This is a genomic window from Pacificoceanicola niger (genome assembly GCF_048553275.1).
In the GTDB taxonomy this organism is placed as follows: domain Bacteria; phylum Pseudomonadota; class Alphaproteobacteria; order Rhodobacterales; family Rhodobacteraceae; genus Pacificoceanicola.
This window is the reverse complement of the sequence record NZ_JBLZMW010000009.1, coordinates 35,445-61,052: the sequence shown is the minus strand read 5'-3', so window position 1 is coordinate 61,052 and position 25,608 is coordinate 35,445. Positions and strand designations below refer to the sequence as shown.

The window sequence follows — 25,608 nt, the reverse complement described above, 5'->3', positions numbered from 1 at the left end:
GCGCAAACAAAAACGGCCCTCGGGTTCCCCCGCAGGCCGTTTTGCTGTCACCTCGTCCAGCATGTCACAATGTGTACCTTGGACCGTTCGCTGGGTCAAACCCCCGCCCGGCCTCAACCAACTGAAATCATTCAGACAAATTACCAAATTGTTAACAAACACGACAACAGCGGGCGTCGGCCCTTGCCCCCCTGCCGCGCCTCTGGCACTGATATCGCCAACAATAACAGGAGCTTTCATGCCACAGCTTTCCACCCGCATCCGCACCCTGAACTCCGGCGGCTCGGACGGCTGGGAGGTGTTCTACCGCGCCCGGCAAATGATCGCCGCGGGCACGCGCGTGATCGAACTGACCATTGGCGAACATGACATCCGCACCCATCCGTCGATCCTGACCCATATGCACAAAAGCGCGGCGGACGGTCACACCGGCTATGCCTCGGTGCCGGGAATCGCCGGGCTTCGAACCGCTATCGCCGAACGCGTCACCACACGCACGGGAACCCCGGCCAGCGCCGATAACCTCGTGATCACGGCCGGCGGTCAGGCCGCGCTCCTTGCCGCACATATCGCCTGCTGCCAGCCCGGCGAGACCGCACTGCACATTGATCCCTACTACGCCACCTATCCCGGAACGATCCGCTCCGCCTCGGCCGATCCGGTCGCCATTCCCACCAGGGCAACCGACGATTTCCTGCCCGATCCGACGCTGGTCGACCGCATCGCAGGCGAAACCGGCGCCCGCTCTCTGCTCATCAACACCCCCAACAACCCCACCGGAACAGTCTACCCGCGCGCAACACTCGAAGGGCTGGCAGAGGTCTGCATCAAACACGACCTCTGGCTGATTTCCGACGAGGTCTACGACACACAGATATGGGACGGGCAGCACATGTCCCCGCGCACCCTGCCCGGCATGGCCGAACGCACACTCGTCGTCGGCTCCATGTCCAAAAGCCACGCCATGACCGGCTCCCGCGTTGGCTGGATTCTCGGACCAGAGGACGCCATCACCCACCTGATCGACCTGTCGACCAACACCAATTACGGCGTTCCCGGCTACATTCAGGATGCCGCGCTCTTTGCTCTGAACGAAGGCGCCTGGCTGGAAGACGAGGTCGCCGAACCGTTCCGCCGCCGCCGTGCGCTGGCGCTTGGCATACTCGCCGATCAGGACGTCGTCACCGCCATCCCGTCGCAGGGCGCCATGTACGTGATGCTCGACATTCGCGCCACCGGCCTCTCGGGGCGCGAATTCGCCGAACGGCTGCTCGACGCGCGGCACATCGCGGTCATGCCCGGAGAAAGCTTCGGCGACTCCGCCGCCGGGCACCTGCGCGTCGCCCTCACCGTCGAGGACAGCCTCCTCGCCCAGGCCCTGCGCGAACTCTGCGCCTTTGCCAGGGATCTTACCCCATGACCGATATCGGAGCCGCCTTCCGCGCCCTGCACAAACCCGGCGATCCCTTCATTCTGGCCAATGCCTGGGACGCGGGCAGCGCGCGCATGCTCGCCGCACTCGGCGCGCAGGCCATCGGAACCTCCTCCGCCGCGCATGCCTTCACTCTGGGCCGCCCCGACATGGGTCACGTCAGCCGTGACGAGGCGCTCGCCCACGCACAAACGCTTGTCAGCGCTGTAAACATCCCGGTCTCAGGGGATTTCGAAAACGGCTTTGGCGAGGCCCCGGACACCTGCGCCGAGACTGTTCGCCTTGCCGCCGAAACCGGTCTGGCGGGCATTTCCATCGAAGACACCGCCCTGCCCGCAGATGCCCCCTACGACCGTGATCTGGCCACCGACCGCATCCGCGCCGCCGTCTCAGCCGCCCGCGCCTTGCCGCGCGATTTCATCCTCTGTGCCCGCGCCGACGGCGTGATGAACGGTCACTATGACATGCCCGAGGCCATTGCCCGCATTCAGGCCTTTGAGCAGGCAGGCGCCGATTGCGTCTATATCCCGCTGCCGCCCACCTTTGATGATATCGCCACGATCTGCCAATCGGTGAACGTGCCGGTCAACGTCCTCGTCGCCGGCAAATTTACATCTCACCTGCGCCTGCAGTACGCCAAGGCCGGGGTCGCGCGCCTGTCCCTCGGCTCCGCGCTCGCCCGCGCCACCCACCGTGTCATTCACGACGCGGCGAAAAAGATGTTCACCGATGGTGATTTCTCCGGCCTCATGCCATCGATCTCCGGCAGCGAGATCGACGCGCTGCTCAAATGAGCACGCCGATCAGCACCATCCGCAACCTCGGCCCCGCCGTGGAGCAGGAGTGCCGCCGCGCTGGTATCCCCGACGCTGAAACCCTGCGCGAACTCGGGGCGCACGAAGCATACCGCCGCCTCCTGATGAACGGCACACGCCCGCATTTCATCGGCTATTACGTGATGCACATGGCGCTTCAGGGCCGCCCGTGGAACGACTGCAAGGGCAAGGAAAAAGACGCCCTGCGCGCGCAATTCGACGCGCTGAAATCCGAAACCATCGCCGAAACGCCGCCCGGGATCGAACGCATTCTCGACGCCATCGGCACCGGACAGCGGCGATAGCGCCCCGCCCCCATGCCCTCGCCCCCCGGAGCACGAAAGCCTTGCGAGAGGTCCGCACCGATACCGCTTAAAGCAATTTGGCGCTTCAACGATAAAGCAAAGAAACCCCGCCCGCGAACAGGTGCACCTTCTCCGGCACCGCTGTCAAACGGACCACCGTCCCGCGCACTTCGCGGTGAATGCCCGGCAGCTTGCCAATGACTTGATCGCGCCCGTCCTGCCGCTCGAAGTAAAGCAGCGTGACCTCGCCAAGCGCTTCGGTGATCTCCACCTTGCCTTCGAAAATCGCGGGCCCGTCCGTCGCCACGAAATCCTCCGGTCGCACCCCGACATTCACCTTCAGGCCCATATCCTTCTCGCTCGTCGGATAATCCGACAAGGCCTCGCCGCCACCGTCCAGTTTCACCCGCGTTTGCGCCCCCGTGCCGATCACCTCGCCGGGGATGAGGTTCATCGCAGGCGAGCCAATGAACTGCGCCACGAACTCGCCATTTGGCCGCTCATAGAGGTCAAGCGGCGTGCCGACCTGCGCAATCCCCTTGTTCGCCAGCACCACGATCCGCGTCGCCAGCGTCATCGCCTCCACCTGATCGTGGGTGACGTAGATCATCGTCCGGTCGGGCATCTGCTCCTTGAGCTGCGCGATCTCGATCCGTGTCGCCACCCGCAGCGCCGCGTCGAGGTTCGACAGCGGCTCATCAAACAGGTACACCTTCGGATCCCGCACAAGCGAGCGACCGATCGCCACCCGCTGCCGCTGCCCACCCGAAAGCGCCTTGGGCAAACGGTCAAGATAGTCGTCCAGTTGCAGCATCTTCGCCGCACGCGACACCGCCGCGTCAATCTCTTCGGGGGACTTCTTCGCCAGTTTCAGCGCAAAGCTCATGTTTTCCCGAACGGTCATATGCGGGTAGAGGGCATAGCTCTGGAATACCATCGCGATGCCCCGCTGCGCGGGCGGCACGTCGTTCACGACAACACCGTCGATCTGTAATTCGCCGCCGGTGATCTTCTCCAGCCCTGCAATCATGCGCAGCAGCGTGGACTTGCCACAGCCCGACGGTCCCACGAAAACGATCAGCTCGCCCTGATCAATCTCAAGATTGATGTCCTTGAGAACATTGACCGTTCCGCCATACGTCTTTTCGACGTTGGTCAGTTTCAGATTGGCCATGGCCTCCCCCCTTCCTTACCAGTTTCAGGCTCGCGCCTTGTGTTTCAGCGCAAGCGCCGGTTGCCACGGCCCGAGATGCAGCTTGCCATCGGGCGCGGGGCCGGTGCTGCCCAATTCGATTCCGATCTGGTGCCAGTCTCCCTCTGGCATATCGATCGTCCACGGCTCGCCCGACAGGTTCACCGCGACGAAGATCTCCTCGTTCTCCGACGAGCGGGTGAAATGGACCACCGTGCCATCGGCCTTGACCGTATCATGGGCGCCCTTGACCAATGCGTCGTGGCTGTGGCGGAAATGGATCGCCTTCCGATAATGATGCAGCAGTGCGCCGGGGTCCTTTTCCTGCTCCGATACCGCACGCGGCAAGTGATCGTGGCTGACCGGCAGCCATGGATGACCGCTGGAAAAGCCGCCGTTCTGATTGTTGTTGTCCCAGACCATCGGCGTGCGGCACCCGTCACGGCCCTTGAATTCGGGCCAGAACTGGATGCCGTAAGGGTCCTGCAAATCGTCGAAGGTCAGTTCCGCTTCCGGCAGGCCGAGCTCCTCGCCCTGATAGATACAGACAGAGCCGCGCAGGCACATCATCAGCGTCGTATAGGCCCGCGCCGCGGCATCCGGCAGATCCCAGCGCGAGATGTGACGCGGCACATCGTGGTTCGAAAACGCCCAGCAGACCCAGCCCTCCGGCGCCTTCTCATCGACCAGGCCCATGACCTCGGCCACGTAATCGGCCGTCGGCGGATGCGACGACAGCAGCTCGAAGGCATAGCTCATCTGCACCTTGTCCCCGCCGGACGTGTATTCTCCAAGGATATCCAGCCCATATTGGTCGTCGCCGACTTCGCCCACCGCCGCCGCGCCGTACCCGTTCATCAAGCTGCGCAGCTTGCGCAAGAAAGCGAGGTTCTCGGGACGATTTTTGTCGTAGAGGTGCTCCTGCCAGGTGTAGGGGTTCACCGCTGGCGCGCTGATCGGGTTGCGCTTGCCCTCAGGCAAGGCCGGATTGTCGCGCAACTCCTGATCGTGGACATAGAAATTGATGGTATCGAGCCGGAATCCATCGACCCCCCGATGCAGCCAGAATTCCGCCACCTTCAAAAGCGCATCCTGCACCTCTGGCTCGTGGAAGTTCAGATCCGGCTGCGAGGTCAGGAAGTTGTGCATGTAATACTGGCACCGCTGCGCATCCCACTGCCACGCACTGCCCCCAAAGATCGACAGCCAGTTCGTGGGCGGGTTGCCGTCCGGCTTGGCATCGGCCCAGACATACCAGTTGGAGCGCGGATTATCCCTGGACGCGCGGCTTTCCGCGAACCACGGATGGTCGATCGACGTATGCGACAGCACAAGGTCGATCATCACCCGCAGGCCCAGCTGGTGCGCCATGGTAATCAGCGCATCAAAATCCGCAAGGGAGCCGAACATCGGGTCGACGTCGCAATAATCGCTGACGTCATAGCCGAAATCGCGCATTGGCGATTTGAAGAAGGGCGAAATCCAGATTGCATCCACGCCGAGGCTCGCAATATGCGGCAGGCGGTTGGTGATGCCCAGAAGATCGCCGATCCCGTCACCGTTGCTGTCCTGATAGCTGCGCGGATAGATCTGGTAGATCACCGCGCCGCGCCACCAATCCGGATCGTCTGTCAGGGGTCTCAACATTGAATTGCCTCGATTGTCTCTTCTTGTGTCACACCCCGGACCTGATCCGGGGCCTTTTTCCTGATTTCATGCAGCAGCGCTGCGTGTCCGGTTCCCGTCCGGGATCAGGCTCCGGTTTACTTCACGGATCCGGCCAGCAGCCCGCGCACCAGGTATTTCTGCATGGCAAAGAACACGACGAGCGGCACCGAGATGCTGACAAAGGCCGCTGTCGCCAGAATTTCCCAATTGCCTCCCCGGGTGCCCAGAAGTTCGACAATCTGGTTCGTCATGACCGTTGTCTGCCCGGTTGCATCAATCAAGAAGACCTTGGCCACCAGCAGATCGTTCCATGTCCACAGGAACTGGAAGATTGCAAAACTCGCCAGCGCCGGGAAAGAAAGCGGCAGGATGATCTTGGTAAAGATCTGGAAATCCGTCGCTCCGTCGACCCGCGCGTTTTCGATGATGTCGCGCGGCAGGCCGACCATGTAGTTCCTCAGCAGATAGATCGCCAACGGCAGACCAAATCCGGTATGCGCCAGCCAAACGCCAAGATATCCCTTGCCGATGCCGATCCCGAGATGCAGCTTCAGAAGCGGGATCAGCGCCAGTTGCAGCGGCACGACCAAAAGGCCAACCACAAAAGCCACAAGCAGCGCCCGCCCCGGAAAATCCATCCACGCCAAGGCATAAGCGGCAAAAGCCGCGATCACGATAGGAATGATCGTCGCCGGAACGGTCACGGTCAGCGTGTTGAAAAAGGCTTTGGCCATGCCGTCGGTCGCATTGCCGGAGAACAACACCCGCTCGTAGTTTTCCAGGGTGAACTCGGGCGGCGCCGTCACGGTGGCAAACACCCGCTGCCCCCGACCCGACAACTGCTCATCGCTGCCGCGCCATTCATAATCGCCGGTGACGGACACGGTCATGCTCTCGCCATCGCCCATGTCGGCGGTTTGTCCGGCCTCATAGGCCGACACATCACGCGAGCTCACACCCCAGGTGCTGATCTTTTTGTCACCGGGTAAGGCACCGCCTTCGACAAACAGATTGCCGCGCACGACAAACCCGCCACCGTCCGCCTCGCGGGCCTCTTCGGGATCGGCACTGCGGTATTGCTCGGTCTGCTCGGACGGGAACAGCGCCTTCCACCAGCCAGAGCCGGAAATCTGATCCGCCGTCCGGAAAGACGACACGAAAAGCCCCACCGTGGGAAACAGCCACAAGGCCACCAGCAGCAGGGTGGAAATCTGGACTGCCCAGCTCAGCGTCGATTTGGTTCCTGCGATATTATCCATGATCCCAAATCTCCCTCAGCGCATTTCTTTGCGCACGTTGTAGACGTTCCAGACAAGGATCGGCGTCACCAGCAGCATGATGATGATGGCCGAGGCACTGCCCACGCCCCAATCCAGAGAGCGGAACAGCTTGTCATACATGTAATTGGCCAGAACCTGCGTCTCCCATTGCCCGTTGGTCATGGCAAAGACGATGTCGAAGATCTTCAGCACAACAAGCGTGATCGTCGTCCAGACCACCATGATGGTGGACATGATCTGCGGAACCTTGATCTTGAAGAAGATCTGGAACGGATTGGCCCCGTCCACGATTGCCGCCTCGATGGTCTCTTCGGGAATGCCGCGCAGCGCAGCGGACAGGATCACCATGGCAAAGCCGGTTTGAATCCAGATCAGCACGATCATCAGCAGAAAATTATTCCAGAACGGAACCGTCAGCCATTGCTGCGGATCGTTACCGCTGACGAAGACATAGATCGCATTGAGCACTCCAATCTGCTCCGTGCCCGGCGGACGCGCGTCGTAAACCAGCTTCCAGATCACCGCCGCGCCGACGAAACTGATCGCCATAGGCATGAAAATCAAAGACTTGGCAAAGTTACCCCACTTGATCCGGTCGGTCAGCTGCGCCGCCAGCAGGCCAAAGGCCGTCGACATCGCGGGCACCACGATCAGCCACAGCATGTTGTTGCGCATGGCCTCCCAGAATTTCGGATCGCCGAACATCTGGGAATAATTGTCAAAGCCGACATATGCGCCGCCTTGATCACGGTCCGTAAGGCTCAGGCGGAAGGTCTCGATCACCGGGTAAGCGAGATAAAGGCCCAGCGCGAACATCGCCGGAAACAAGAACAGCCAGGGTCGGATCATATTCGCGCGGTTGATATTGCGCCCCGCATTCGGCCCTTTGGCCGGATAGAGCACCTTGTCCAGAAACTGATTGGAAAAGTAGAAATAGGCGAGGCATCCACTGACCCCGATGACGATCGTCAAAATGCCCTGAAATGCCGGATGCATGGCGTCCTCCCCCGCCGCCTCACCAAAGACGACCAAAATTTTTCAAGGATATGCGCAAATCCCCTTGGTGGAATTTGCCGCTGCCCCCCGCCTCCCGAGCAAGGAACTCGAGGCGGCCCCCGAGGCCGGGGACCGCCCTGTGATCGCTTACTTCAGCGCGTCCCAGCTGTTCTGGATCTCGGTCGCCACGGCTTCGGCATCCTTGCCGCCCGCATAATCGACCATACCGGTCCAGAACGAGCCAGCGCCCACGCCACCCGGCATCAGGTCAGAGGCGTCAAAGCGGAAGGTGGTCGCACCCAGCAGAATCTCGTTCATCTTCTTCAGGGTCGGATCGCCGAAGGCATCCGGGCTCACCCCCTTGTGCGGGGTCAGGAAGCCCTTCTGCGCCATCCAGGCTTCATGCGCCTCGACGGTCTTCAGGAACTCGATGAACTGATGCGCGGCATCGTTCTCGCTGGTGATCGCCCAAAGGGTGCCCGCACCCAGAACCGGCGCACCCAGGTCCTTCTCGGCGTAGGCCGGGAAGTAGAAGAAGTCGACATCCGTGCCCACCTCGGTTCCCTCGGGGAAGAAGGCCGGAATGAACGAGGCCTGACGGTGCATGTAGCACTGCGGCGGCGCTTCAAAGAGACCCTTGGGGCTGTCGCGGAAGTCGGTGGAAGCCACGGCGCCACGACCGCCCGCCACGCGGTCATCCTCGATGAACCAGCCGAATTCCTCGATGGCCGCGACGACCTTCGGGTCGTTGAACGGCATCTCGTTGCTCACCCAGGCGTCATAATCCTCCGGGGATTGCGTGCGCAGCATCATGTCCTCGACCCAGTCGGTCGCCGGCCAACCGGTCGCCCCGCCGGACCCCAGACCGATACACCAGGGTGTCTCGCCATCGGCCACGATCTGATCGGTCAGCGCCTTGAGCTCTTCCATGGTTTCCGGCACGTCGTACCCGGCATCCTCGAAGTTCTCCGGGATGTACCAGACGAGCGACTTCACATCGACCTTGTAGAAAAAGCCGTACAGCTGATCGTTGCCATCCGCGTCCGCATAAGTACCCAGATCGACCCAGCTCTGACCGGCGGCGTAATTCTCCGAGATCCACTCCGCCGTGCCATCCTTGAGCGGCGTCAGAAAGCCCCGGCTGGCCATCGTCGCGGCGAGGCCCGGCTGCGGGAAAACCGCGATGTTCGGCGCACTGCCCGCCTCGGCGTCGACCACGATCTGCTGCTCGAAGCTGTCGGAGCCGACGTAGCTCACATCCAGACCGGACTGCTCGCGGAATACATCCAGAACCTTCTGCACCTGCGCCTCGTCCGGCCCGGTCCAGGGGCCTGCGATGGTCAGGTCAGCAGCCTGTGCCGATCCGGCCATCACGGCCAGCGCGGCCACGCCGAGAAGATAGTTGCGTTTCATGGATTAAGACCTCCCGATGTCTTTTCTATCGAAGCGCACGCGGGGCACAGACACCTTCCGCGTGCACGCTCCTCCAAAACTTGTACTTTTCGCGGCTCAAGGCAAATCAAAGATTTCCCAAAGCGCTTTGAACAAGCCATCCATTGCGCGATTCTGGTGCTCTGTCAATGAAACCCCGGCGTAAGGCCCTTATTTTTTACGCTGCATCGCAGCTAGACGCTGCGGCGCAGAAAAACTTTCTCGCCCGTTTCAGCGCTGGAAATCTTTACAAACCCAAACCGCTTTGGTTCTTATGGGCAGATGAATCTCAAAGAGCTCTCCGCCCATCTGGGCCTGTCCCCGACGACCGTCAGCCGTGCGCTGAACGGCTATCCGGAGGTCAGCGAAAAGACCCGGCAGCGCGTGCAGAAGGCCGCCACCGAACAGGGCTACAGCCCCAATGCGCGCGCGCAGGGCCTCGCCACGGGCCGGGCGCGGGCCATCGGCCATGTGCTGCCAATGTCGACTCAGCACGAGATGGTGAACCCGATTTTCGGAGACTTCGTTCTCGGCGCGGGGGCCGCCTATGCCCGCAAGGGCTATGAGGTCGTCATCAGCCTCGTTGACGACACCGGCGAAGAGGCCGCCTACCGCGCCATCAAGGCGCGCGGCAACGTCGATGGCATCATCGTCCACGGCCCGCATATGAACGATCCGCGCATCGCGCTGCTGCGCGAATTGCAGCTGCCCTTCGTTGTCCATGGCCGCGCGTCCTTCGTCACCGAACCTTACTCCTGGCTCGATACAAACAACCAACGGGCCTTTCGCCGGGCGACTGACTTCCTGCTCGATCTCGGGCATCGCCGGATCGGACTGGTGAACGGCCTCGAATTCATGGACTTCGCCCATCGCCGCCGTGCGGGCTATACCGAGGCCCTCGTCGCACGCGGTCTTGCGCCCGACCCCGCGCTGATGCGCAGCGAAGAGATGACCGAAACATACGGCTACGCCTCTGCCAGAGACATGTTGGACGGCCCCGCGCCGCCCACCGCCTTTCTCGCCGCGTCAATGATTGTCGCCATCGGTGTGCGCCGCGCCATCCAGGACCGTGGCATGACGCTTGGCCGCGATGTGTCCGTCATCACCCATGACGACGATCTGAGCTACCTGCGCAACAGCGTCGACGTGCCGATTTTTACCGCCACCCGCTCTTCGGTCCAGAAGGCCGGAACGCGGGCGGCCCACATGCTCCTTTCGCTGATCGACAATCCCGATCAGCCCCCCCTCACCCATCTTCTCGAAGCCGAACTCATCATCGGCTCATCCACCGGCCCCGCGCCCAGCTGAGAGTGCCCCATGCAATTCACCCGCGCCGATTTCCCCGAAGGCTTCAACTTCGGGGTCGCCACCTCCTCCTATCAGATCGAAGGCCACAGCTTTGGCGGCGCTGGCCGCACCCAGTGGGACGACTTCGCCGCCACACCCGGCAACGTCAAGAACGCCGAGACTGGCGCAATCGCAGCCGACCATTATCACCGCTACGAGGCGGATATGGACCTCGTCGCGCAGGGCAATTTCGACTGTTACCGCTTTTCCACCTCCTGGGCGCGGGTGATGCCGGATGGTTTCACCGTGAACCCGGACGGTCTTGATTTTTATGACCGACTGACCGATGCGATGCTGGCGCGCGGCATCAAACCCTGCGCCACGCTCTACCATTGGGAGCTGCCGGTGCCGATTCTGGACCGGGGCGGCTGGCGTAACCGCGACATCGCCGATTGGTTCGCCGATTACACCCACACCATCATGGCCCGTATCGGCGACAGGATGCACTCCGTCGCGCCGATCAACGAGCCGTGGTGCGTCGCGTGGCTCTCGCACTTCATGGGCGCGCACGCCCCCGGCCTGCGCGACATCCGCGCCACCGCCCGCGCCATGCACCACGTGCTGCTCGCCCACGGCAAGGCGATCCATACCATGCGCGGCCTCGGCATGGACAACCTCGGCGCGGTGTTCAATTTCGAATGGGCCGATCCGGCGGATCACACCCCGGAAGCGGCGGAAAAGGCCGCGCTCTACGATGCGATCTACAACCGCTGGTTCCTCGGAGGCGTTTTCAAGGGCGAATACCCGGCCAACGTGCTCGACGGGCTTGGCGTGCACATGCCGGACAAATGGCAGGACGACTTCCCCACCATCACCGCGCCGGTCGACTGGTGCGGGCTGAATTATTACACCCGCAAACTGATTGGCCCCGACGGCGGCGCATGGCCGGGCCTCAAGGAGGTCGAAGGCCCACTGGAAAAAACGCTGATGGGCTGGGAAATCTATCCCGAAGGGCTCTATAACTTTCTCACCCGAACCGCGCGCGAATACACGGGCACCCTGCCGCTGACCGTGACGGAAAACGGCCTTGCCTCGCCCGATGTCATCGAAAACGGACGCATCGACGACCCCCAGCGCAGCAGCTATATCGCCGCGCACCTCGCCTCGGTGCGCAGGGCCATTTCCGAAGGCGTGCCGGTAAACGGCTATTACCTTTGGTCGCTGATGGACAATTATGAATGGGCCTTCGGCTACGAACAGCGCTTCGGCCTTGTGCATGTGGATTTCGACACACTTGAACGCACGCCCAAGGCGTCATACCACCAGATGGCACAAAACTTGAGGCGCTGACGATGACTGACCCCCTTGCGGTCGTGGCCGATATTGGCGGAACCAACACCCGCGTGGCGTTTGCCCGCGGCACAACGGTGCAGATGCATACCATCAAGCGCTACCGCAACGCCGATCAGCAGGGCATCGAACAGATTCTGCGCGACTTCCTGTCCGGTTCCGACAGCCGCCCGGAGGCGGTCTGTGTCGACATGGCTGGTCCGGTCAAGAACGGCGTCGGCCAGATGACCAACCTCAGCTGGACCATTGCTGCCGATGCCATAGCGGAGACCACCGGCGCGCATACGGTGTCGGTGCTCAACGACATGCAGGCACAGGGCTTTGCGGTGGCGCATCTCGATGCAGGCTCGCAGCGGCCGGTCCTGCCCGGGCGCCCGGCAGATCCGGAGGCAACGCGGCTTGTGGTGAATGTCGGCACCGGCCTCAACGTCGCGCCGGTGTACCGCCTCGACGGGCGCACCATCGTCACCCCCGCGGAAGCAGGCCATATCGCGATGCCGGTGCAAACCGAGGAGGAGCTGCGGCTCAAAGACTGGGTCGCGGCCAAACACGGCACGCCGGGCATCGAAGACGTGCTCTCCGGGCGCGGCTTTGAACGCATTTACGCATTTCTCTGCCATGAGGCTGGCGACGAGAGCCCCGCGCTCGACGCCAGCGCCATCATGAAGGCCTTTGAAAACGGCGATCCCCGCGCCACGCACACGGCGAAGCTCTTTGTCCGGTTCATGGGTCGATATGCCGGCGATCAGGCGCTCATTGCACTGCCTTTCGGCGGGGTCTACCTTGTCGGCGGCGTCGTGCGCCATTTCGGACCCCACCTGCTGCGCCTTGGCTTTGCCGAGGCCTTTGCGGACAAGGGGCGGTTCGGCCCTTACATGACGCAATTCCCCGTGCATCTGGTGGATGATGATTACGCGGCGTTGACCGGCTGCGCGAGCCATCTCGCCGAGCGTCTCGCCACGTAAACCTTGAAAATCATTGACTCACCCAAGGTCAAGCGACAGCTTGGCTTGGATCATTCTTAATTCGGTTGATTTTTTGACCGGCAATTTTTGTATTTTAAAAAGGGGTTCTCATGCCTATCCGATTTCCGCTGCCTCGCACCATCTGCCTTATTGCGTTTGGCCTTTCGGCATACCCCGCCCAATCCCAACAGGTCATCGAAGACGACAGTGTAACAACTGGGAGCGCTTACGTTTTCGGCTCGGGCTGTTTTGGCGCCCCTTGCGAAGGTATACCGGATTTAAAGGATACTAATCTTCTGATCATGTCTGACACCCCGAGGATTGACGTGTCTGACACGTCGGGAACCTCCCCGGGCGATCGCGATTGGGCGCTTCAGTTCAACGATCCCGGCGGCCTGTTCGATTACTTTGCGATCGAGGATGGCGGCACCAACACCATTCCTTTCCAGATCATGGGCGGGGCACCACCGGCATCCTTCGTCATGGCATCGGATGGGAAAATTGGTATGGGAACCGCGATCCCGCAGACCAATTTACATATGGCCGATCCAAACACCGTGGCTTTGCGCATGGAACCGGGGGGCGCAGGGGGTCGGATCTGGGAAGTCATCGCGACCGGCGGCTCCTTCAATTTAAGAGACTATACGTCTGGCCAAGTTCCCTTCAGCATCTACCAAAACGCCCCAAGCTATTCTCTCTCAGTGTATCACACTGGCAACGTTGGTATGGGCACTCAAGCTGCGGATACCGCCCTGCACGTCACCCGTGATGATGGCACCGCCGCCATAAAAGTCGAAAATACAGAGGCCTCCGGACAAGGCGTGCGCGAGATGTTCCGCATGGTAAACGAGGGCGGCTCTTACTTCACCCTGGCCAATACCGTCACCGACAACGAATGGTACTTTGTCCACGAAAACAACACGCAAGGGCGGTTCATGGTGAACCATTCGGACGGCGGTCTGCAAATGGCCCTGACACGGAGCGGTGACATGACCTTGATGGGCGAGCTTTATACCGCCGGGTCCTGCGCCGCCGGGTGTGACCGGGTGTTCGATGAGGATTACCCGCTGCCCACGATCGCAGAACAAGCAGCCTTGATGAGGGCCAACAAACATCTTCCCAATGTCGGCCCGACGCCAGAGGATGGACCGTTCAACATCACAGCGATGACCGGCGGGATGCTCAATGAGCTGGAAAAGGCGCATCTTTATATTGCCGAGCTGCATGGGGAAAACGAGGCGCAAGCAGCGCAGATTGCCGCAATGGCCGCACGGCTTGAAGCGCTGGAACAGGCAGACTGACTTGATTGGCGAGACCGCGCTTAAGTGCGGCAAAGCGTAAAGCGTGCAAAGGAGACAATCCAATGAGAGCTTTTGCCCTGACCACTACGATAGGTTTGATACTGGGGACACCTGCGCTGGCCGATCAGCTATTCAACGACGATATCATAACCACCGGCAATATCTGCGTCGGCGGCTTCGAATGCACCGATGGAGAAAGCTTTGGCGCCTCGGATATCAAGATCAAAGGCACCATCCCGGAAGTGCAATTCAACGACACCTCGTCAGGCGACAGCACATGGACACTGTCGGTGGATGACACCGCCTCGGGCGTGTCCAACGGCTTTTCGATCAAGAACGAAACCAATGCCGACTACCCCTTCGTGATCCAGGAAGACGCGCCGGATTATGCGATGTTCATCTCGGACACCGGGTCGATCGGGATGGGCACGACCATCCCGCAGGCCAGTATCCACATCAGGGACTACGGGCTTTACGGCGAGCCGCGGATCAGGCTCGAGGACAACTATGGCACGCCCTACAGTTGGGAGATGCGGGGCAATAACTCGGGCTTTTACTTGTATGACGTTACGGGGGGTCGCACGCTGCCGTTCCAGGTGCGTCCCGGGGCGCCGAGCTCGTCGATTGACATCGACAACGATGGCAAGGTCGGCATGGGCACCTCTTCGCCCCTCGCACCTCTGGACATCCGCAGCGACAGTGCCGGGACCGACGACAATCAGGGCGTCCGGGTTGTAAACAACAGCGGCACCCCCGGCGTGCGCGGCATGCTCACCATGATCAACAATGGCGGCTCTTATTTCACGCTCGACAACACGGATGCAGGCACGACCTGGTATTTCGTGCATGAGAACAACGCGCCCAATCGGTTCATCATCACCGATGCGGTCGCGGACGGGCCAGAGATGACCCTGACGGCGGATGGCGATCTGACGATTCCGGGCCAGCTCTTTACCGCCGGGTCCTGCGCCGCCGGGTGTGACCGGGTGTTCGACGAGGATTATCCCCTGCCGACCATTGCCGAGCAGGCGGCCATGATGAAGGCGAACAAGCACCTGCCCAATGTCGGGCCAACGCCCGAAGACGGCCCCTTCAACCTCACCGCCATGACCGGCGGCATACTCAACGAGCTGGAGAAGGCGCATCTTTTCATCGCCCAGCTCAATGAGAAAAACGCCGCGCTGGAAGCGCGCAACAAGGCGCTCGAAGCGCAGGACGCCGCGCTTCTCTCGAAGACCGCGAAAATGGAAGCGCGCCTCGCAGCCCTGGAGGCCCTGCTTCTCGAAAAATAGACCGAAGCGCGTGCAGCCAGAGACGCGAGACAGCCGGGTCAGTGACGCCGCATCGGGAACCATTTGCCCGAATGCGGCGTTCTACTTTCAACTGAACGCGATGAAAGGAGTTCTCTCATGGACCTTATCCGCATCATATTTGCTGTCATTCTTCCGCCGCTCGGTGTCTTCCTTCAGGTTGGCCTCGGCAAGCATTTCTGGCTGAACATTCTGCTGACCCTTCTGGGCTACATCCCCGGTATCGTGCACGCGATCTGGATCATCGCCCGCACTGGCTACGAGCCGGAGAAGGTCTGACCCATGGCTGCGCATCCCCATCTGGACCGGGTGGCCCGCGCCGAGTCTATTGCGAAACGCATGGATTCGGCGCTGCGTGTGCCCTTCACCCGCATCACCTTTGGCCTCGACAGCATCATCGGCCTCGTGCCGGGTGTTGGTGACGCACTCGCCGTCGCGCCCTCGCTTTACATCGTAAAGCTGGCCCGGGACTGCGACGTGCCGGGGCATCTGCAGGGGCGCATGCTCGTGAACATCGGCGCGGACTGGCTTATCGGCCTTGTGCCGCTGATCGGTGATCTCTTTGACGTCGGGTTCAAGGCAAACCTGCGCAATGCCGCGCTGTTGCGCGCGCATGTGGAGAACGCCTTGTCCACGGACGCGCAGCCGCGTCCCGCAAGCGATCCGTCCCTTGCCGCGCGCACACCGCTGCCGGCATAAAAGACGCCCGGCCTGTTGCCCCGACCGCGGCAGACGCCATTCAGGTCATAAAAAAGCGCCCCGCAGGGCGCTTTTTCGCGTTTTCGGCAAGCCGTGTGGCTTAGCCAACCAGTTCCAGGCCGGAGAAGAAGTAGGCGATCTCGACAGCGGCGGTTTCCGGTGCGTCGGAGCCGTGCACGGAGTTCTCGCCAACGGATTCGGCAAACTCGGCGCGGATGGTGCCCGCCGCGGCATCGGCCGGGTTGGTGGCGCCCATCACTTCGCGGTTCTTCGTGATCGCGTTCTCGCCTTCGAGAACCTGCGCGACGATCGGAGCGGAGGCCATGAACTCGCACAGCTCATCATAGAAGGGGCGCTCTTTGTGGACGGCATAAAACTCACCGGCCTGCGCCTTGGTCAGGTGGATGCGCTTTTGTGCGACGATGCGCAGACCCGCGTCCTCGAATTTGGCGTTGATCTTGCCGGTCAGGTTGCGGCGGGTTGCGTCGGGCTTGATGATCGAAAAAGTGCGCTCAAGGGCCATGTCATGCTCCATCGGTAAAGCGCCACGGACACCGTGTCCGGGGCATATTCATTGCGGGCGGCGGTAGCATGGGCCGCAGCGATTGAAAAGCCCCGCGATGCCGCGACGGCCTCCCATGTGCGGCGAATGGCCGGGGATCGGACACCGCGCGGAGACGCCCTTCGGCACGCCAGCCGCATTGACAAGCTGGCTGCGGCGAACAACATTCCGCCCACGCAAGGCCCTGCCTGACAACGACCGGGAGCATCCATGTTCGGTTCGAAGAAGAAATCCAGCGACAAGCGCAGCACGTTTGTCGTGATCGGCCTTGGCAATTTCGGCTACTCCGTCGCCCAGGAACTCACACGCTTCGGCAACCATGTCATCGGCCTCGACACGCGCCCCGAACGGGTCAGCCAATGCGCCGAGGAGATCAGCCAGGCGCTGATCGTCGATGCCCGCGACGATGCCGCCCTGCGCGAGGCTGGCGTCGCGGAATGTGATGTGGCGCTGGTCGCCATGGGCTCCGACCTCGAAGCCAGCATCCTCGCCGCCATAAACCTGAAGACCATCGGCGTGCCGGTGGTCTGGGCCAAGGCCACGACCAAGACCCACCACCGCATCCTGTCGAAGCTGAAGGTCGATCGGGTGGTCCACCCGGAGGTGGAAATGGGCCAACACATCGCCCAGATGCTGCACAACCCGCTGGTGCGCGATTATGTCAGCCTTGGAAACGGCTATCACGTCGTGAATTTCAAGATCCCCGAATCGCTCGAAGGCAAGGCGCTGCAGGAGGTGCCTTATGGCACGGATCACAACCTGCGCTGCATCGGCGTGATGCGTGGCACGGAGTGGATCGGGGATGGCTCGAACAACTGCACCCTCGCCGCCGATGACCTGCTCATCTTGCTCGGCAAACGCTCGGACCTGCGCCATTTCGCATCGAGCCTGTAATGGCGGCCAAACCGAAAAGCCGCCTTGCACGCCTGCGCCGATGGTTCGGCACATTGCCTCCCCCGGCGGTGCTGACCCTGCTTTATGCCGCCTGCATCCTCGTCGGCGCGGGCCTGCTCTGGCTTCCGATTTCCCATCACGGCAATGTCTCCGCAGGCGCCGCATTCTTCACCTCGGTCTCTGCGGTCACGGTCACCGGCCTGGCCGTGGTGGACACCGGCTCGGATTTCACGCTCTTCGGTCAGATCGTCATCGCGCTGCTGATCCAGCTGGGCGGGCTGGGGCTCATGACCTTTGCCGTCATGCTGCTCTCCGCCCTCGGCATCCCCGTGGGCATGCCGCAACGGCTGATCCTGCGCGAGGAAATGGGCCACCCCTCGACCGCCGGCCTTGCCATCATCGCGCGGCTGATCATGCGGGTCGCACTGGTCTGCGAAGGCATTGGCGCGGCGCTTCTGGCCATCGTCTTCGTGCCGGAACACGGATTGGTACAGGGGCTGTGGCACGCTATCTTCCACAGCATCTCCGCCTTCAACAACGCCGGCTTTGCGCTCTATCCTGACAGCCTGACGCGCTATGCCGGCGATCCGGTCATCAACGTGACGATCCCGCTGCTGTTCATCCTCGGCGGGCTTGGCTTCATCGTCGTCGGGGACGTCTACCAGACCCGGCGCTGGCAAGGGCTGGCGCTGCACTCCAAACTGATGATCGCGGGCACGCTCTCGCTGATCTGCTTCGCCTTCGTGATGTTCGCGGCGCTGGAATGGAGCAATCCGAACACCCTCGGCGCATTGCCCGATGCGCAGAGCAGGCTCTGGGCAAGCTGGTTCCAGGCCGTCACGCCGCGCACCGCGGGATTCAACACGCTCGACTATGGCGCGATGCACGACAGTACAGCGCTGATGACGATGCTGCTGATGCTGGTCGGCGGCGGCAGCACCTCGACGGCGGGCGGCATCAAGGTGACCACGCTGATTGTGCTTCTGCTCGGAACCGTCGCGTTTTTCCGGCGCCGCGAAGAGCTGCACATTTTCGGGCGCAGCCTTGGCGTCGACGAGGTGATGAAGGTCATGGCGCTGACCACGATCAGCCTGCTGACCGTGCTGACCGGAATGTTCGTCATCTCGATTTCGCATGACTCCGAATTCCTCGACCTCGCCTTCGAAGTAACCTCCGCTTTTGGCACTGTCGGCCTAAGCCGTGGCGCAACACAGCATCTCGACGGCCTGGGCATGGCGGTGATCACCCTGATCATGTTCCTCGGCCGGGTCGGCCCGCTGACGCTGGGCTTTTTCCTTGCCACGCGCAGCATGCCGCGTGTGCGCTACCCGCGCGGCGAGGTGTATCTCGGCTAAGGGTTTCGGATCGCATTGGCGCTCCTTCGGGGCCCATGCGATCCGACCGGCGCGCGCTGCGCGCGCGAGGAAATTTTGCCGGAACAAAATTTTTCTTGGGGCTCCGCCCCGTCCTGCGGACTCCCCGAGGTATTTTGAGACCAAAGACGCCTGGCGCGGCGCGAATTTGGCGCAGCCTTGCGCCCTTTGTCCGCATCCCGCTTTCCTCACATTGACAAGCCTCTGGCGCTCTGCCACCTGCCTGATCCATGTTACGCATTCAGGATATCTCTTATTCGGTCGAAGGCCGCCCTTTGTTCGAGGGCGCCTCCGCCACCATTCCCGATGGCCACAAGGTTGGCCTTGTCGGTCCCAATGGCGCGGGCAAAACCACGCTTTTCCGTCTGATCAAGGGTGAGCTGACGCTCGACAACGGCGACATCTCCCTGCCCAGCCGTGCCAACATCGGTGGTGTCGCGCAAGAGGTGGCCGGAACCGAGACCTCGCTGATCGACACCGTACTGGAAGCGGACAAGGAGCGCCACGCGCTCATGGCGGAGGCCGAGACCGCCACGGACAGCGCTCGCATCGCCGAGGTCCAGACCCGGCTGGCCGACATTGACGCCTGGTCCGCAGAGGCGCGCGCCGCCACCATTCTGCGCGGCTTGGGCTTCGATCCAGAGCAGCAGCTCATGCCCTGCTCCGCCTTTTCCGGGGGCTGGCGCATGCGCGTCGCCCTCGCCGGTGTGCTGTTTGCCGAGCCGGACCTGCTCCTGCTCGACGAGCCGACCAACTATCTCGATCTCGAAGGCGCGCTCTGGCTCGAATCCTACCTGCAGAAATACCCCCATACGGTCATCGTGATCAGCCACGACCGTGGCTTGCTGAACCGGGCCGTGAACTCTATCCTGCACCTTGAGGACAAACAGCTGACCTACTACGGTGTGCCCTATGACGGCTTTGCCAAGCAGCGCGCCGAGAAGCGCGCGCAGGCCGCCGCCATGGCCAAGAAGCAGGACCAGCGCCGTCAGCATCTGCAATCCTTTGTAGACCGCTTCCGCGCCAAGGCCTCCAAGGCCAAGCAGGCGCAATCACGCCTCAAGATGATCGAGCGCATGGACATGATCACGGCCCCGGAAGAGGCAGCCAAGCGCGTGTTCAACTTCCCCCAGCCGGACGAACTTTCGCCGCCGATCATCAATATCGAAGGCGGCTCGACCGGCTACGGCGAAACCGTGGTTCTGCGCAATCTCAACCTGCGCATCGATCAGGACGACCGCATTGCCCTGCTCGGCAAAAACGGCCAGGGCAAATCCACGCTGTCGAAATTGCTCTCCGACCGCCTGCCGCTCATGGCCGGCAAGATGAACCGCTCGTCGAAACTGCGCATCGGCTATTTCGCCCAGCATCAGGTCGATGAGCTGCATCTCGATGAGACACCTCTGCAGCACCTGCAGCGCGAACGCCCCGGGCAAACCCCGGCGAAACTGCGCGCGCAGCTCGCCGGGTTCGGCCTCATGGCGGCACAGGCAGAAACCGAGGTCGGGCGCCTCTCCGGGGGGCAGAAAGCCCGCCTGTCGCTGCTGCTCGCCACGCTCGACGCGCCGCATATGCTCATTCTCGACGAGCCGACCAACCACCTCGACATCGAATCGCGCGAGGCGCTGGTGGAGGCGCTTACGGCGTATTCCGGCGCCGTCATCCTCGTCAGCCACGACATGCACCTGCTCTCCATGGTTGCAGACCGGCTCTGGCTCGTGTCGAACAGCACGGTCAAACCCTATGAGGATGATCTGGACGCCTATCGCGCCATGCTCCTCGCTCGAGAGAGTGCCCCGAAGTCCGAGAAGGCCCGGGAAAAAGCCGAGGCTGCCAAGCCCAAGCGCCCCTCCCGCGATCAAATCCTCGAACTGCGCGCAGAAGCCCGCAAGTGCGAAGAGCGCGTGACCAAGATCGAGGATATGCGCGAAAAACTGGCCAAAAAGCTGGCAGATCCGGCCCTTTACGAGACTGCGCGCAAGCACGAGCTTGAAACCTGGAACAAGAAATACGCCGAGGTGATGGACGGTCTGCGCCGCGCCGAGGGGCTCTGGGAGGCCGCGCTGGAGAAACTCGACGCCGCCGAGACGACCTGAGCCGCGCACCGAACGGCCTATTTGCCTTGACCGACCGCACCCGCAGCGTCACTTTAACCTGCGGGTGAATTCGGCTTTTCCGAACGCGCCCTGATTGCACACCCGCCCCTGTGGCGCGGGCATTTCACCTAGGAATCAAGGGTTTTTCTCAATGACTTCACCCATTACATCAACAACGCGCTTCAACACCTTCAATGGAAGCTCTTTTCATGCCGGGCCGCGTCCCGGATCCGTGGTGCCCGCCGCGCCGGGCAATCTGGACACGGATTATGACGTCGCCCAGATCCTGACCGCCGCACAGATAGAGAGCATCCACAACAGCGGCATCATGGCCTTTCACACATTCGGCGATTCCGGCACTGACGATCACCACAACGGCGATGCCGACACCCGCCTGTCCGTGGCCGAACAAATGGAGGCCGAGTGCACCGCCAAGGCCGGTCAACCGGACAACCCCTGCTTCTGCTTCCATCTTGGGGATGTGATCTATCCCTCTGGAAATGAACACCTTTACGAAGAAGAATTCTACCAGCCTTACCGGGGCTACGGCAACGCCATCCTCGCCATTCCCGGCAATCACGACTACTACGGCGATCGCCTCGCCTCCTTTGCAGAGAATTTCAATGCCTCCGAATTGAGGATCGCGCCCGGCACCCGCCCGGCGATGAATCTGCCGTGGTTCTACTTCACATTGCAAACCCCCGTCGCCACGATCATCGGCCTCGCCACGGTGTCCAACAACATCGACTGGCAACAGCGCGCGTGGTTCTGTGCACAGATGAAGGCCGCGGACCCGAACAAGGCGCTGATCGTCGCCACGCACTACGCGCCCTACTGTTTTGACGGAACCGACAACAGCGCGATCCGTGACTGTCTCGAAGAGGCGATCACGGCGACGGGTCGCAAGCCCGATCTGGTGATCGCCGGTCACTCGCACACCTATCAGCGCATGACCGCGCCGGATTACCCGGTGCTTGTCATCGGCACCGGCGGCGTCGGGACCTCGCACCTTGGCCGATATGGCAATGGCGCCACGTGGCAGGCTGGCAGCAACAAGGTCTATGGCGCTGTCACGCTCACCCTGGATGCAAATGCGCGCGAGATCCGCGGCGCCTTTACCGTCGGAGCAAGCACGGACGGCAGTCACGCGCCCGGCGATGTGCTCGACCGCTTTCACTATCCCTGGAATTCGCAAAACTGAGGGAGTGACCGACCGTCACACCGCTTTGCCAGCGCAAGAGGCGTCGAGCCCGGATCCGGATACAAGCCGCACACGCGATTGATCCAAAACCCGGCGCGCGCAGCTGATGCTCGGCTCCCGTCCCGATGCCGGGGCACGCACTGGCTGGACAGCTCCGGGGTTAACCGCTAGCCAAGTCCCATGGACAGCGCTTTTCTCATCACGTCATTTGTGACCCTTTTCGTGGTGATCGATCCCATCGGTCTGACCCCGCTGTTCATTGCACTGACTGCCGGAACCGATGCACAGCACCGGCGCGGCGTTGCGATCCGTTCCTGTGTTATTGCCTGTATCTTACTGACTCTGTTCTCTTTTCTTGGCGAGGGTCTGCTTGGCTTCATCGGCATTTCCATGCCCGCCTTCCGCATTGCCGGCGGCATTTTGCTGTTTCTGACGGCGCTCGACATGCTCTTCGAGCGCCGCACCAAACGCCGCGAGGACCAGACCGAGACGGAGGATTTCCCCGACCCTTCCGTCTTTCCCATCGCCATCCCCCTGCTCGCCGGGCCCGGAGCCATCGCGACGATCATCCTGCTCACCGGACAGGCGGATGACGTCATGGGCAAGCTTTCGGTGCTTGGCGTGATGGCCGTGGTGATCTCTATCGCCTTGGTTTTGTTTCTCTCTGCAGGTGTCATCGAACGCGCCCTGGGCAAGACCGGCATCACCGTCGTCACGCGTTTGCTTGGTATGCTGCTGGCCGCGCTCTCGGTGCAATTCGTGCTCGACGGTCTGCGCGATTTCGGTTTTGCGGGGGGCGCGGGGTGAAATCGCCCGGCACATTGCCTAAGTCTTGACAGATGATCTGGTAAGGACAGTCACATGGACAGCTGGCAAACCGGCCGTTTTCTCTATCTCGCCCTGCTTGCGGGGGCCTTGCTCCTGTGGCTCTTTGTGGAAAACCGCGACAGCCTCGGCACGAAAATGAAGCAGATGGCGGCATGGGTGCTGATCTTCCTCGGCGTGATCGCCGCGATTGGCCTTTGGAGCGACATTCGCCAGACGGTGCAGCCGCGTCAGGCGATCTTTGAAGATCAGAACCGGATCGAACTGCCCTTGCAGGCCGATGGACATTACTATGTCACTCTCGGCATCAACGGCGTGAACACCCGTTTTGTCGTCGACACCGGCGCGTCCGGCATTGTCCTGACAGGAGACGATGCCCGCCGCGTTGGCATCAATGAGGCGGATCTGGCGTTTTATTCGCAGGCCATGACGGCCAACGGCGCGGTGCGCACCGCGCCGGTCCGGCTTGAGCAGATGACCCTTGGCCCGATCACGGACCGTAACGTACAGGCCTTTGTGAACGCTGGAGAAATGGACACGTCCTTGCTTGGTATGAGCTACCTTCAGCGTTTCTCCCGCATCGAAATTGCCAACGGCAGGCTGGTGCTTGAGCGCTAGGCCTCGGCCTTTTTTTCCCAGCGCCCGCTTTCCTCGGACCAATATTGCGCCTTGCATCCGGCCCCGGTCAGGCTCCGCCATTGCTCGCGTGCGATGTGCACCGCCTCCGTGTCGTGCCCATCGAACAGCACACAGACCCGCTCCAGCGCCTGCACCTCCTCGGGCGCCACCAGCGCCCCGTCGACGGACATCAGGCATTGCGGCGTGTTGGCCATATCCTTTTGATATGTCAACAAAATCGGCTGCAGCGCGTCATGCGGCCCACCGGCAAGCCCATGTGGCAGAAAACTGTCCTCCGCCCCCTGCCAGAGCTTTTGATCGAGCCAGTCCATCCGATCCGGCTCAACACCGCGCACCAGGACGCGCCAACCGGCGCCGAGCGACTTTTCGAGAAGCACGGACAAGGTTTCGTCCATCGGACGCCGGGTCAGGTGATAGAAATAGGCCGCACCCATAAGGGCTTAGCTCTTCTCGAACTGGTCACGCACCAATCGGTCGAGCGCCATGACACCCCAGCCCGTCGCCCCCTTGGGCGCAAATGGCGTCTCCTTGCCGACCTGCGCCACCCCGGCAATATCGAGGTGAATCCACGGCATGTCCTCGGCGATGAACCGCTGCAGGAACACCGCAGCGGTGCTCGCCCCGGCCGGACGCCCGCCGGTGTTCTTGATGTCGGCCTTCAAGGTCTTGATCTGCTCGTCATATCCCTTGCCCAACGGCAGGCGCCACGCGCCTTCGCCCTCGGCCTCGGCTGCCTTCATGAACTGCCCGGCAAACCCGTCGTCATTGGAGAAAACCCCGGCGTTTTCATGGCCCAAGGCAATCACGCAGGCGCCGGTCAACGTTGCCAGATCAATGATCGCGGCGGGCTTTTCCGCCTCCTGCGTGTGCCACAGCACATCGGCCAGAACCAGCCGCCCCTCCGCGTCGGTGTTGACCACCTCGATCGACACGCCGCGCATGGATTTGACGATATCGCCGGGGCGCATCGCCTTGCCATCCGGCATGTTCTCCACCAGCCCGACAAGTCCCACGACATTGGCCTTGGCCCCGCGCAGGGCCAGCGTCTTCATTACACCCGAGACAACGCCCGCGCCGCCCATGTCCATGGTCATGTCTTCCATGCCAGCGGCAGGCTTGATGCTGATGCCGCCGGTGTCAAACACGACGCCCTTCCCGACAAGCGCCAGCGGCGCGCCGGTCCCGCCGTTCCAGCGCATGACCACCACCTTCGATGGGCTGACGCTGCCCTGCCCGACGGCCAGCAGCGCGCCCATGCCAAGCTCGGCCAGCTTGTCCTCTTCGAGGACATCGACCTCGACTCCAAGATCGCGCAAACCCTGCAGCCGATTGGCAAATTCGACTGTTCCCAGGATATTGGCCGGCTCGGAGACCAGATCGCGGGTAAAGAAAACCCCCTCCGCCACGGCCAGCGCATCGCTCACCGCCTTGGCCTCGGCGCCGGGATCCTTGACCCAGACCACCGCATCGCCGGGCGCCTCGCCCTTGTCGCTGAGGTATTCGCTGAACTTGTAGCCACGCAGCGCAAGCCCAAGCGCGATGTCGGCCGGACGGCCCGTGCCTTCGGCCAGCAGCGTGACCGCCTTGGACCCAACCGCCTTGGCCAGCGAGGCGCCGGCCTTGCGCGCCTCGGCCACACCGGGTTTGCGCTCCAGCTTGATCAGCACCACCGCCTCCGCCTGCAACCCGACGGGCATCGACAGCACCATGGCCTCACCCTGGGGCAGACTTTCCCACGCGGTGCTTTCGATTGCCCGCGCCACCGCCCCCTTGGTCAGACGGTTGACCCGCCGGGCGCTTGGGTTCAGCGTGCCAGCCGCGTTGATCAAGACCCCGACAGCCCCTTGCACGCCGTCGAGGGCATCGAGGTTCGTTTCGGCAAAGGTGATCTTGCGCAGCTGCGTCATGGTGCTCTCCTGAGTGGCTTTCCGCCAAGAGGTAGCCCTCCGCGCGTCCAAAGGCCAGAGTCAGCTTTCCCCCAAACCGC

General features: G+C 62.1%; 24 protein-coding genes. 16 read left to right on the top strand and 8 right to left on the bottom strand.

Going from position 1 to position 25,608, the window contains the following annotated elements; translation table 11 throughout:
* The first annotated feature begins 238 nt into the window (after positions 1–238).
* The 3 genes from ACN2XU_RS12775 to ACN2XU_RS12765 are packed head-to-tail and all read left to right on the top strand — an operon-like array spanning position 239 to position 2,552.
* Positions 239–1,420: a pyridoxal phosphate-dependent aminotransferase gene (locus ACN2XU_RS12775; RefSeq protein WP_419410831.1), complete on the top strand. Its 1,182-nt coding sequence runs from the start codon at positions 239–241 to the stop codon at positions 1,418–1,420.
* On the top strand, positions 1,417–2,226 hold the full coding sequence (locus tag ACN2XU_RS12770; protein WP_419410830.1) for an isocitrate lyase/PEP mutase family protein: 810 nt from the start codon (positions 1,417–1,419) through the stop codon (positions 2,224–2,226). The genes ACN2XU_RS12775 and ACN2XU_RS12770 overlap by 4 nt, the downstream gene beginning before the upstream one ends.
* Positions 2,223–2,552: a TfoX/Sxy family protein gene (locus tag ACN2XU_RS12765; protein WP_419410829.1), complete on the top strand. Its 330-nt coding sequence runs from the start codon at positions 2,223–2,225 to the stop codon at positions 2,550–2,552. Before ACN2XU_RS12770 ends, ACN2XU_RS12765 begins: the two co-directional genes overlap by 4 nt.
* 85 nt (positions 2,553–2,637) lie before the next feature.
* Here ACN2XU_RS12765 and ACN2XU_RS12760 read toward each other — a convergent pair whose 3' ends face one another.
* From ACN2XU_RS12760 to ACN2XU_RS12740, 5 genes are all read right to left on the bottom strand, one after another.
* Positions 2,638–3,726, bottom strand: a complete 1,089-nt coding sequence (locus ACN2XU_RS12760) for an ABC transporter ATP-binding protein (protein WP_419410828.1) — start codon at positions 3,724–3,726, stop codon at positions 2,638–2,640.
* Positions 3,727–3,750: 24 nt separating this feature from the next.
* The gene (locus tag ACN2XU_RS12755; protein ID WP_419410827.1) at positions 3,751–5,391 is read right to left on the bottom strand and encodes an alpha-amylase family glycosyl hydrolase; all 1,641 of its coding nucleotides are present in this window, start codon (positions 5,389–5,391) and stop codon (positions 3,751–3,753) included.
* Positions 5,392–5,507: 116 nt separating this feature from the next.
* A complete protein-coding gene (locus tag ACN2XU_RS12750) occupies positions 5,508–6,671 on the bottom strand; it encodes a carbohydrate ABC transporter permease (RefSeq protein WP_419410826.1) in 1,164 nt (387 codons plus the stop codon).
* A gap of 15 nt (positions 6,672–6,686) precedes the next feature.
* Positions 6,687–7,688, bottom strand: a complete 1,002-nt coding sequence (locus ACN2XU_RS12745) for a carbohydrate ABC transporter permease (protein WP_419410825.1) — start codon at positions 7,686–7,688, stop codon at positions 6,687–6,689.
* Between the two features lie 147 nt (positions 7,689–7,835).
* Positions 7,836–9,101, bottom strand: a complete 1,266-nt coding sequence (locus ACN2XU_RS12740; RefSeq protein WP_419410824.1) for an ABC transporter substrate-binding protein — start codon at positions 9,099–9,101, stop codon at positions 7,836–7,838.
* Between the two features lie 300 nt (positions 9,102–9,401).
* On the opposite strand from ACN2XU_RS12740, the gene ACN2XU_RS12735 reads away from it, so the two are divergent.
* From ACN2XU_RS12735 to ACN2XU_RS12705, 7 genes are all read left to right on the top strand, one after another.
* Positions 9,402–10,427, top strand: coding sequence for a LacI family DNA-binding transcriptional regulator (locus tag ACN2XU_RS12735; RefSeq protein WP_419410823.1), 1,026 nt, complete (start codon positions 9,402–9,404; stop codon positions 10,425–10,427).
* Between the two features lie 9 nt (positions 10,428–10,436).
* Positions 10,437–11,756 carry a GH1 family beta-glucosidase gene (locus tag ACN2XU_RS12730; RefSeq protein ID WP_419410822.1) on the top strand — a complete coding sequence of 440 codons (1,320 nt, stop codon included), beginning with the start codon at positions 10,437–10,439 and terminating at the stop codon, positions 11,754–11,756.
* A 2-nt stretch (positions 11,757–11,758) separates the two neighbouring features.
* Entirely contained in the window at positions 11,759–12,721 is a 963-nt protein-coding gene (locus ACN2XU_RS12725; protein WP_419410821.1) for a glucokinase, read from the top strand.
* Positions 12,722–13,023: 302 nt separating this feature from the next.
* The gene (locus ACN2XU_RS12720) at positions 13,024–14,022 is read left to right on the top strand and encodes a hypothetical protein (RefSeq protein WP_419410820.1); all 999 of its coding nucleotides are present in this window, start codon (positions 13,024–13,026) and stop codon (positions 14,020–14,022) included.
* A gap of 62 nt (positions 14,023–14,084) precedes the next feature.
* Positions 14,085–15,314 (top strand): hypothetical protein, encoded by a 1,230-nt coding sequence (locus ACN2XU_RS12715; protein ID WP_419410819.1) that lies wholly within the window; start codon positions 14,085–14,087, stop codon positions 15,312–15,314.
* 117 nt (positions 15,315–15,431) lie between these two features.
* Complete coding sequence (locus ACN2XU_RS12710; RefSeq protein ID WP_419410818.1) at positions 15,432–15,611, top strand: YqaE/Pmp3 family membrane protein; 180 nt, start codon at positions 15,432–15,434, stop codon at positions 15,609–15,611.
* Positions 15,612–15,614: 3 nt separating this feature from the next.
* Positions 15,615–16,031, top strand: coding sequence for a DUF4112 domain-containing protein (locus ACN2XU_RS12705; protein WP_419410817.1), 417 nt, complete (start codon positions 15,615–15,617; stop codon positions 16,029–16,031).
* Positions 16,032–16,131: 100 nt separating this feature from the next.
* Here the strand turns inward: ACN2XU_RS12705 and ndk are convergent, their stop codons facing one another.
* Positions 16,132–16,554, bottom strand: a complete 423-nt coding sequence (ndk, locus tag ACN2XU_RS12700; RefSeq protein ID WP_136440865.1) for a nucleoside-diphosphate kinase — start codon at positions 16,552–16,554, stop codon at positions 16,132–16,134.
* Between the two features lie 249 nt (positions 16,555–16,803).
* On the opposite strand from ndk, the gene ACN2XU_RS12695 reads away from it, so the two are divergent.
* The 6 genes from ACN2XU_RS12695 to ACN2XU_RS12670 all read left to right on the top strand — a co-directional run bounded on the left by ACN2XU_RS12695 (position 16,804) and on the right by ACN2XU_RS12670 (position 23,600).
* Complete coding sequence (locus ACN2XU_RS12695) at positions 16,804–17,487, top strand: potassium channel family protein (protein ID WP_419410816.1); 684 nt, start codon at positions 16,804–16,806, stop codon at positions 17,485–17,487.
* Positions 17,487–18,842, top strand: coding sequence for a TrkH family potassium uptake protein (locus ACN2XU_RS12690; RefSeq protein WP_419410815.1), 1,356 nt, complete (start codon positions 17,487–17,489; stop codon positions 18,840–18,842). Before ACN2XU_RS12695 ends, ACN2XU_RS12690 begins: the two co-directional genes overlap by 1 nt.
* A 248-nt stretch (positions 18,843–19,090) precedes the next feature.
* The gene (locus ACN2XU_RS12685; protein WP_419410814.1) at positions 19,091–20,956 is read left to right on the top strand and encodes an ABC-F family ATP-binding cassette domain-containing protein; all 1,866 of its coding nucleotides are present in this window, start codon (positions 19,091–19,093) and stop codon (positions 20,954–20,956) included.
* 151 nt (positions 20,957–21,107) lie between these two features.
* On the top strand, positions 21,108–22,157 hold the full coding sequence (locus ACN2XU_RS12680; RefSeq protein WP_419410813.1) for a metallophosphoesterase family protein: 1,050 nt from the start codon (positions 21,108–21,110) through the stop codon (positions 22,155–22,157).
* 180 nt (positions 22,158–22,337) lie between these two features.
* Positions 22,338–22,964 carry a MarC family protein gene (locus ACN2XU_RS12675; protein WP_419410812.1) on the top strand — a complete coding sequence of 209 codons (627 nt, stop codon included), beginning with the start codon at positions 22,338–22,340 and terminating at the stop codon, positions 22,962–22,964.
* Positions 22,965–23,018: 54 nt separating this feature from the next.
* Positions 23,019–23,600 carry a retropepsin-like aspartic protease family protein gene (locus tag ACN2XU_RS12670; protein ID WP_419410811.1) on the top strand — a complete coding sequence of 194 codons (582 nt, stop codon included), beginning with the start codon at positions 23,019–23,021 and terminating at the stop codon, positions 23,598–23,600.
* Here the strand turns inward: ACN2XU_RS12670 and ACN2XU_RS12665 are convergent.
* On the bottom strand, positions 23,597–24,055 hold the full coding sequence (locus ACN2XU_RS12665) for a DNA polymerase III subunit chi (RefSeq protein WP_419410810.1): 459 nt from the start codon (positions 24,053–24,055) through the stop codon (positions 23,597–23,599). The genes ACN2XU_RS12670 and ACN2XU_RS12665 overlap by 4 nt on opposite strands.
* A 6-nt stretch (positions 24,056–24,061) precedes the next feature.
* Positions 24,062–25,528 carry a leucyl aminopeptidase gene (locus tag ACN2XU_RS12660; RefSeq protein ID WP_419410809.1) on the bottom strand — a complete coding sequence of 489 codons (1,467 nt, stop codon included), beginning with the start codon at positions 25,526–25,528 and terminating at the stop codon, positions 24,062–24,064.
* Positions 25,529–25,608 lie beyond the last annotated feature (80 nt).

Excerpts from the sequence above, each read along its gene's own strand:
- ACN2XU_RS12775 (WP_419410831.1), top strand. The coding sequence starts at position 239 with ATGCCACAGCTTTCCACCCGCATCCGCACCCTGAACTCCGGCGGCTCG.
- ACN2XU_RS12770 (WP_419410830.1), top strand. The coding sequence starts at position 1,417 with ATGACCGATATCGGAGCCGCCTTCCGCGCCCTGCACAAACCCGGCGAT.
- ACN2XU_RS12765 (WP_419410829.1), top strand. The coding sequence starts at position 2,223 with ATGAGCACGCCGATCAGCACCATCCGCAACCTCGGCCCCGCCGTGGAG.
- ACN2XU_RS12760 (WP_419410828.1), bottom strand. The coding sequence starts at position 3,726 with ATGGCCAATCTGAAACTGACCAACGTCGAAAAGACGTATGGCGGAACG.
- ACN2XU_RS12755 (WP_419410827.1), bottom strand. The coding sequence starts at position 5,391 with ATGTTGAGACCCCTGACAGACGATCCGGATTGGTGGCGCGGCGCGGTG.
- ACN2XU_RS12750 (WP_419410826.1), bottom strand. The coding sequence starts at position 6,671 with ATGGATAATATCGCAGGAACCAAATCGACGCTGAGCTGGGCAGTCCAG.
- ACN2XU_RS12745 (WP_419410825.1), bottom strand. The coding sequence starts at position 7,688 with ATGCATCCGGCATTTCAGGGCATTTTGACGATCGTCATCGGGGTCAGT.
- ACN2XU_RS12740 (WP_419410824.1), bottom strand. The coding sequence starts at position 9,101 with ATGAAACGCAACTATCTTCTCGGCGTGGCCGCGCTGGCCGTGATGGCC.
- ACN2XU_RS12735 (WP_419410823.1), top strand. The coding sequence starts at position 9,402 with ATGAATCTCAAAGAGCTCTCCGCCCATCTGGGCCTGTCCCCGACGACC.
- ACN2XU_RS12730 (WP_419410822.1), top strand. The coding sequence starts at position 10,437 with ATGCAATTCACCCGCGCCGATTTCCCCGAAGGCTTCAACTTCGGGGTC.
- ACN2XU_RS12725 (WP_419410821.1), top strand. The coding sequence starts at position 11,759 with ATGACTGACCCCCTTGCGGTCGTGGCCGATATTGGCGGAACCAACACC.
- ACN2XU_RS12720 (WP_419410820.1), top strand. The coding sequence starts at position 13,024 with ATGTCTGACACCCCGAGGATTGACGTGTCTGACACGTCGGGAACCTCC.
- ACN2XU_RS12715 (WP_419410819.1), top strand. The coding sequence starts at position 14,085 with ATGAGAGCTTTTGCCCTGACCACTACGATAGGTTTGATACTGGGGACA.
- ACN2XU_RS12710 (WP_419410818.1), top strand. The coding sequence starts at position 15,432 with ATGGACCTTATCCGCATCATATTTGCTGTCATTCTTCCGCCGCTCGGT.
- ACN2XU_RS12705 (WP_419410817.1), top strand. The coding sequence starts at position 15,615 with ATGGCTGCGCATCCCCATCTGGACCGGGTGGCCCGCGCCGAGTCTATT.
- ndk (WP_136440865.1), bottom strand. The coding sequence starts at position 16,554 with ATGGCCCTTGAGCGCACTTTTTCGATCATCAAGCCCGACGCAACCCGC.
- ACN2XU_RS12695 (WP_419410816.1), top strand. The coding sequence starts at position 16,804 with ATGTTCGGTTCGAAGAAGAAATCCAGCGACAAGCGCAGCACGTTTGTC.
- ACN2XU_RS12690 (WP_419410815.1), top strand. The coding sequence starts at position 17,487 with ATGGCGGCCAAACCGAAAAGCCGCCTTGCACGCCTGCGCCGATGGTTC.
- ACN2XU_RS12685 (WP_419410814.1), top strand. The coding sequence starts at position 19,091 with ATGTTACGCATTCAGGATATCTCTTATTCGGTCGAAGGCCGCCCTTTG.
- ACN2XU_RS12680 (WP_419410813.1), top strand. The coding sequence starts at position 21,108 with ATGACTTCACCCATTACATCAACAACGCGCTTCAACACCTTCAATGGA.
- ACN2XU_RS12675 (WP_419410812.1), top strand. The coding sequence starts at position 22,338 with ATGGACAGCGCTTTTCTCATCACGTCATTTGTGACCCTTTTCGTGGTG.
- ACN2XU_RS12670 (WP_419410811.1), top strand. The coding sequence starts at position 23,019 with ATGGACAGCTGGCAAACCGGCCGTTTTCTCTATCTCGCCCTGCTTGCG.
- ACN2XU_RS12665 (WP_419410810.1), bottom strand. The coding sequence starts at position 24,055 with ATGGGTGCGGCCTATTTCTATCACCTGACCCGGCGTCCGATGGACGAA.
- ACN2XU_RS12660 (WP_419410809.1), bottom strand. The coding sequence starts at position 25,528 with ATGACGCAGCTGCGCAAGATCACCTTTGCCGAAACGAACCTCGATGCC.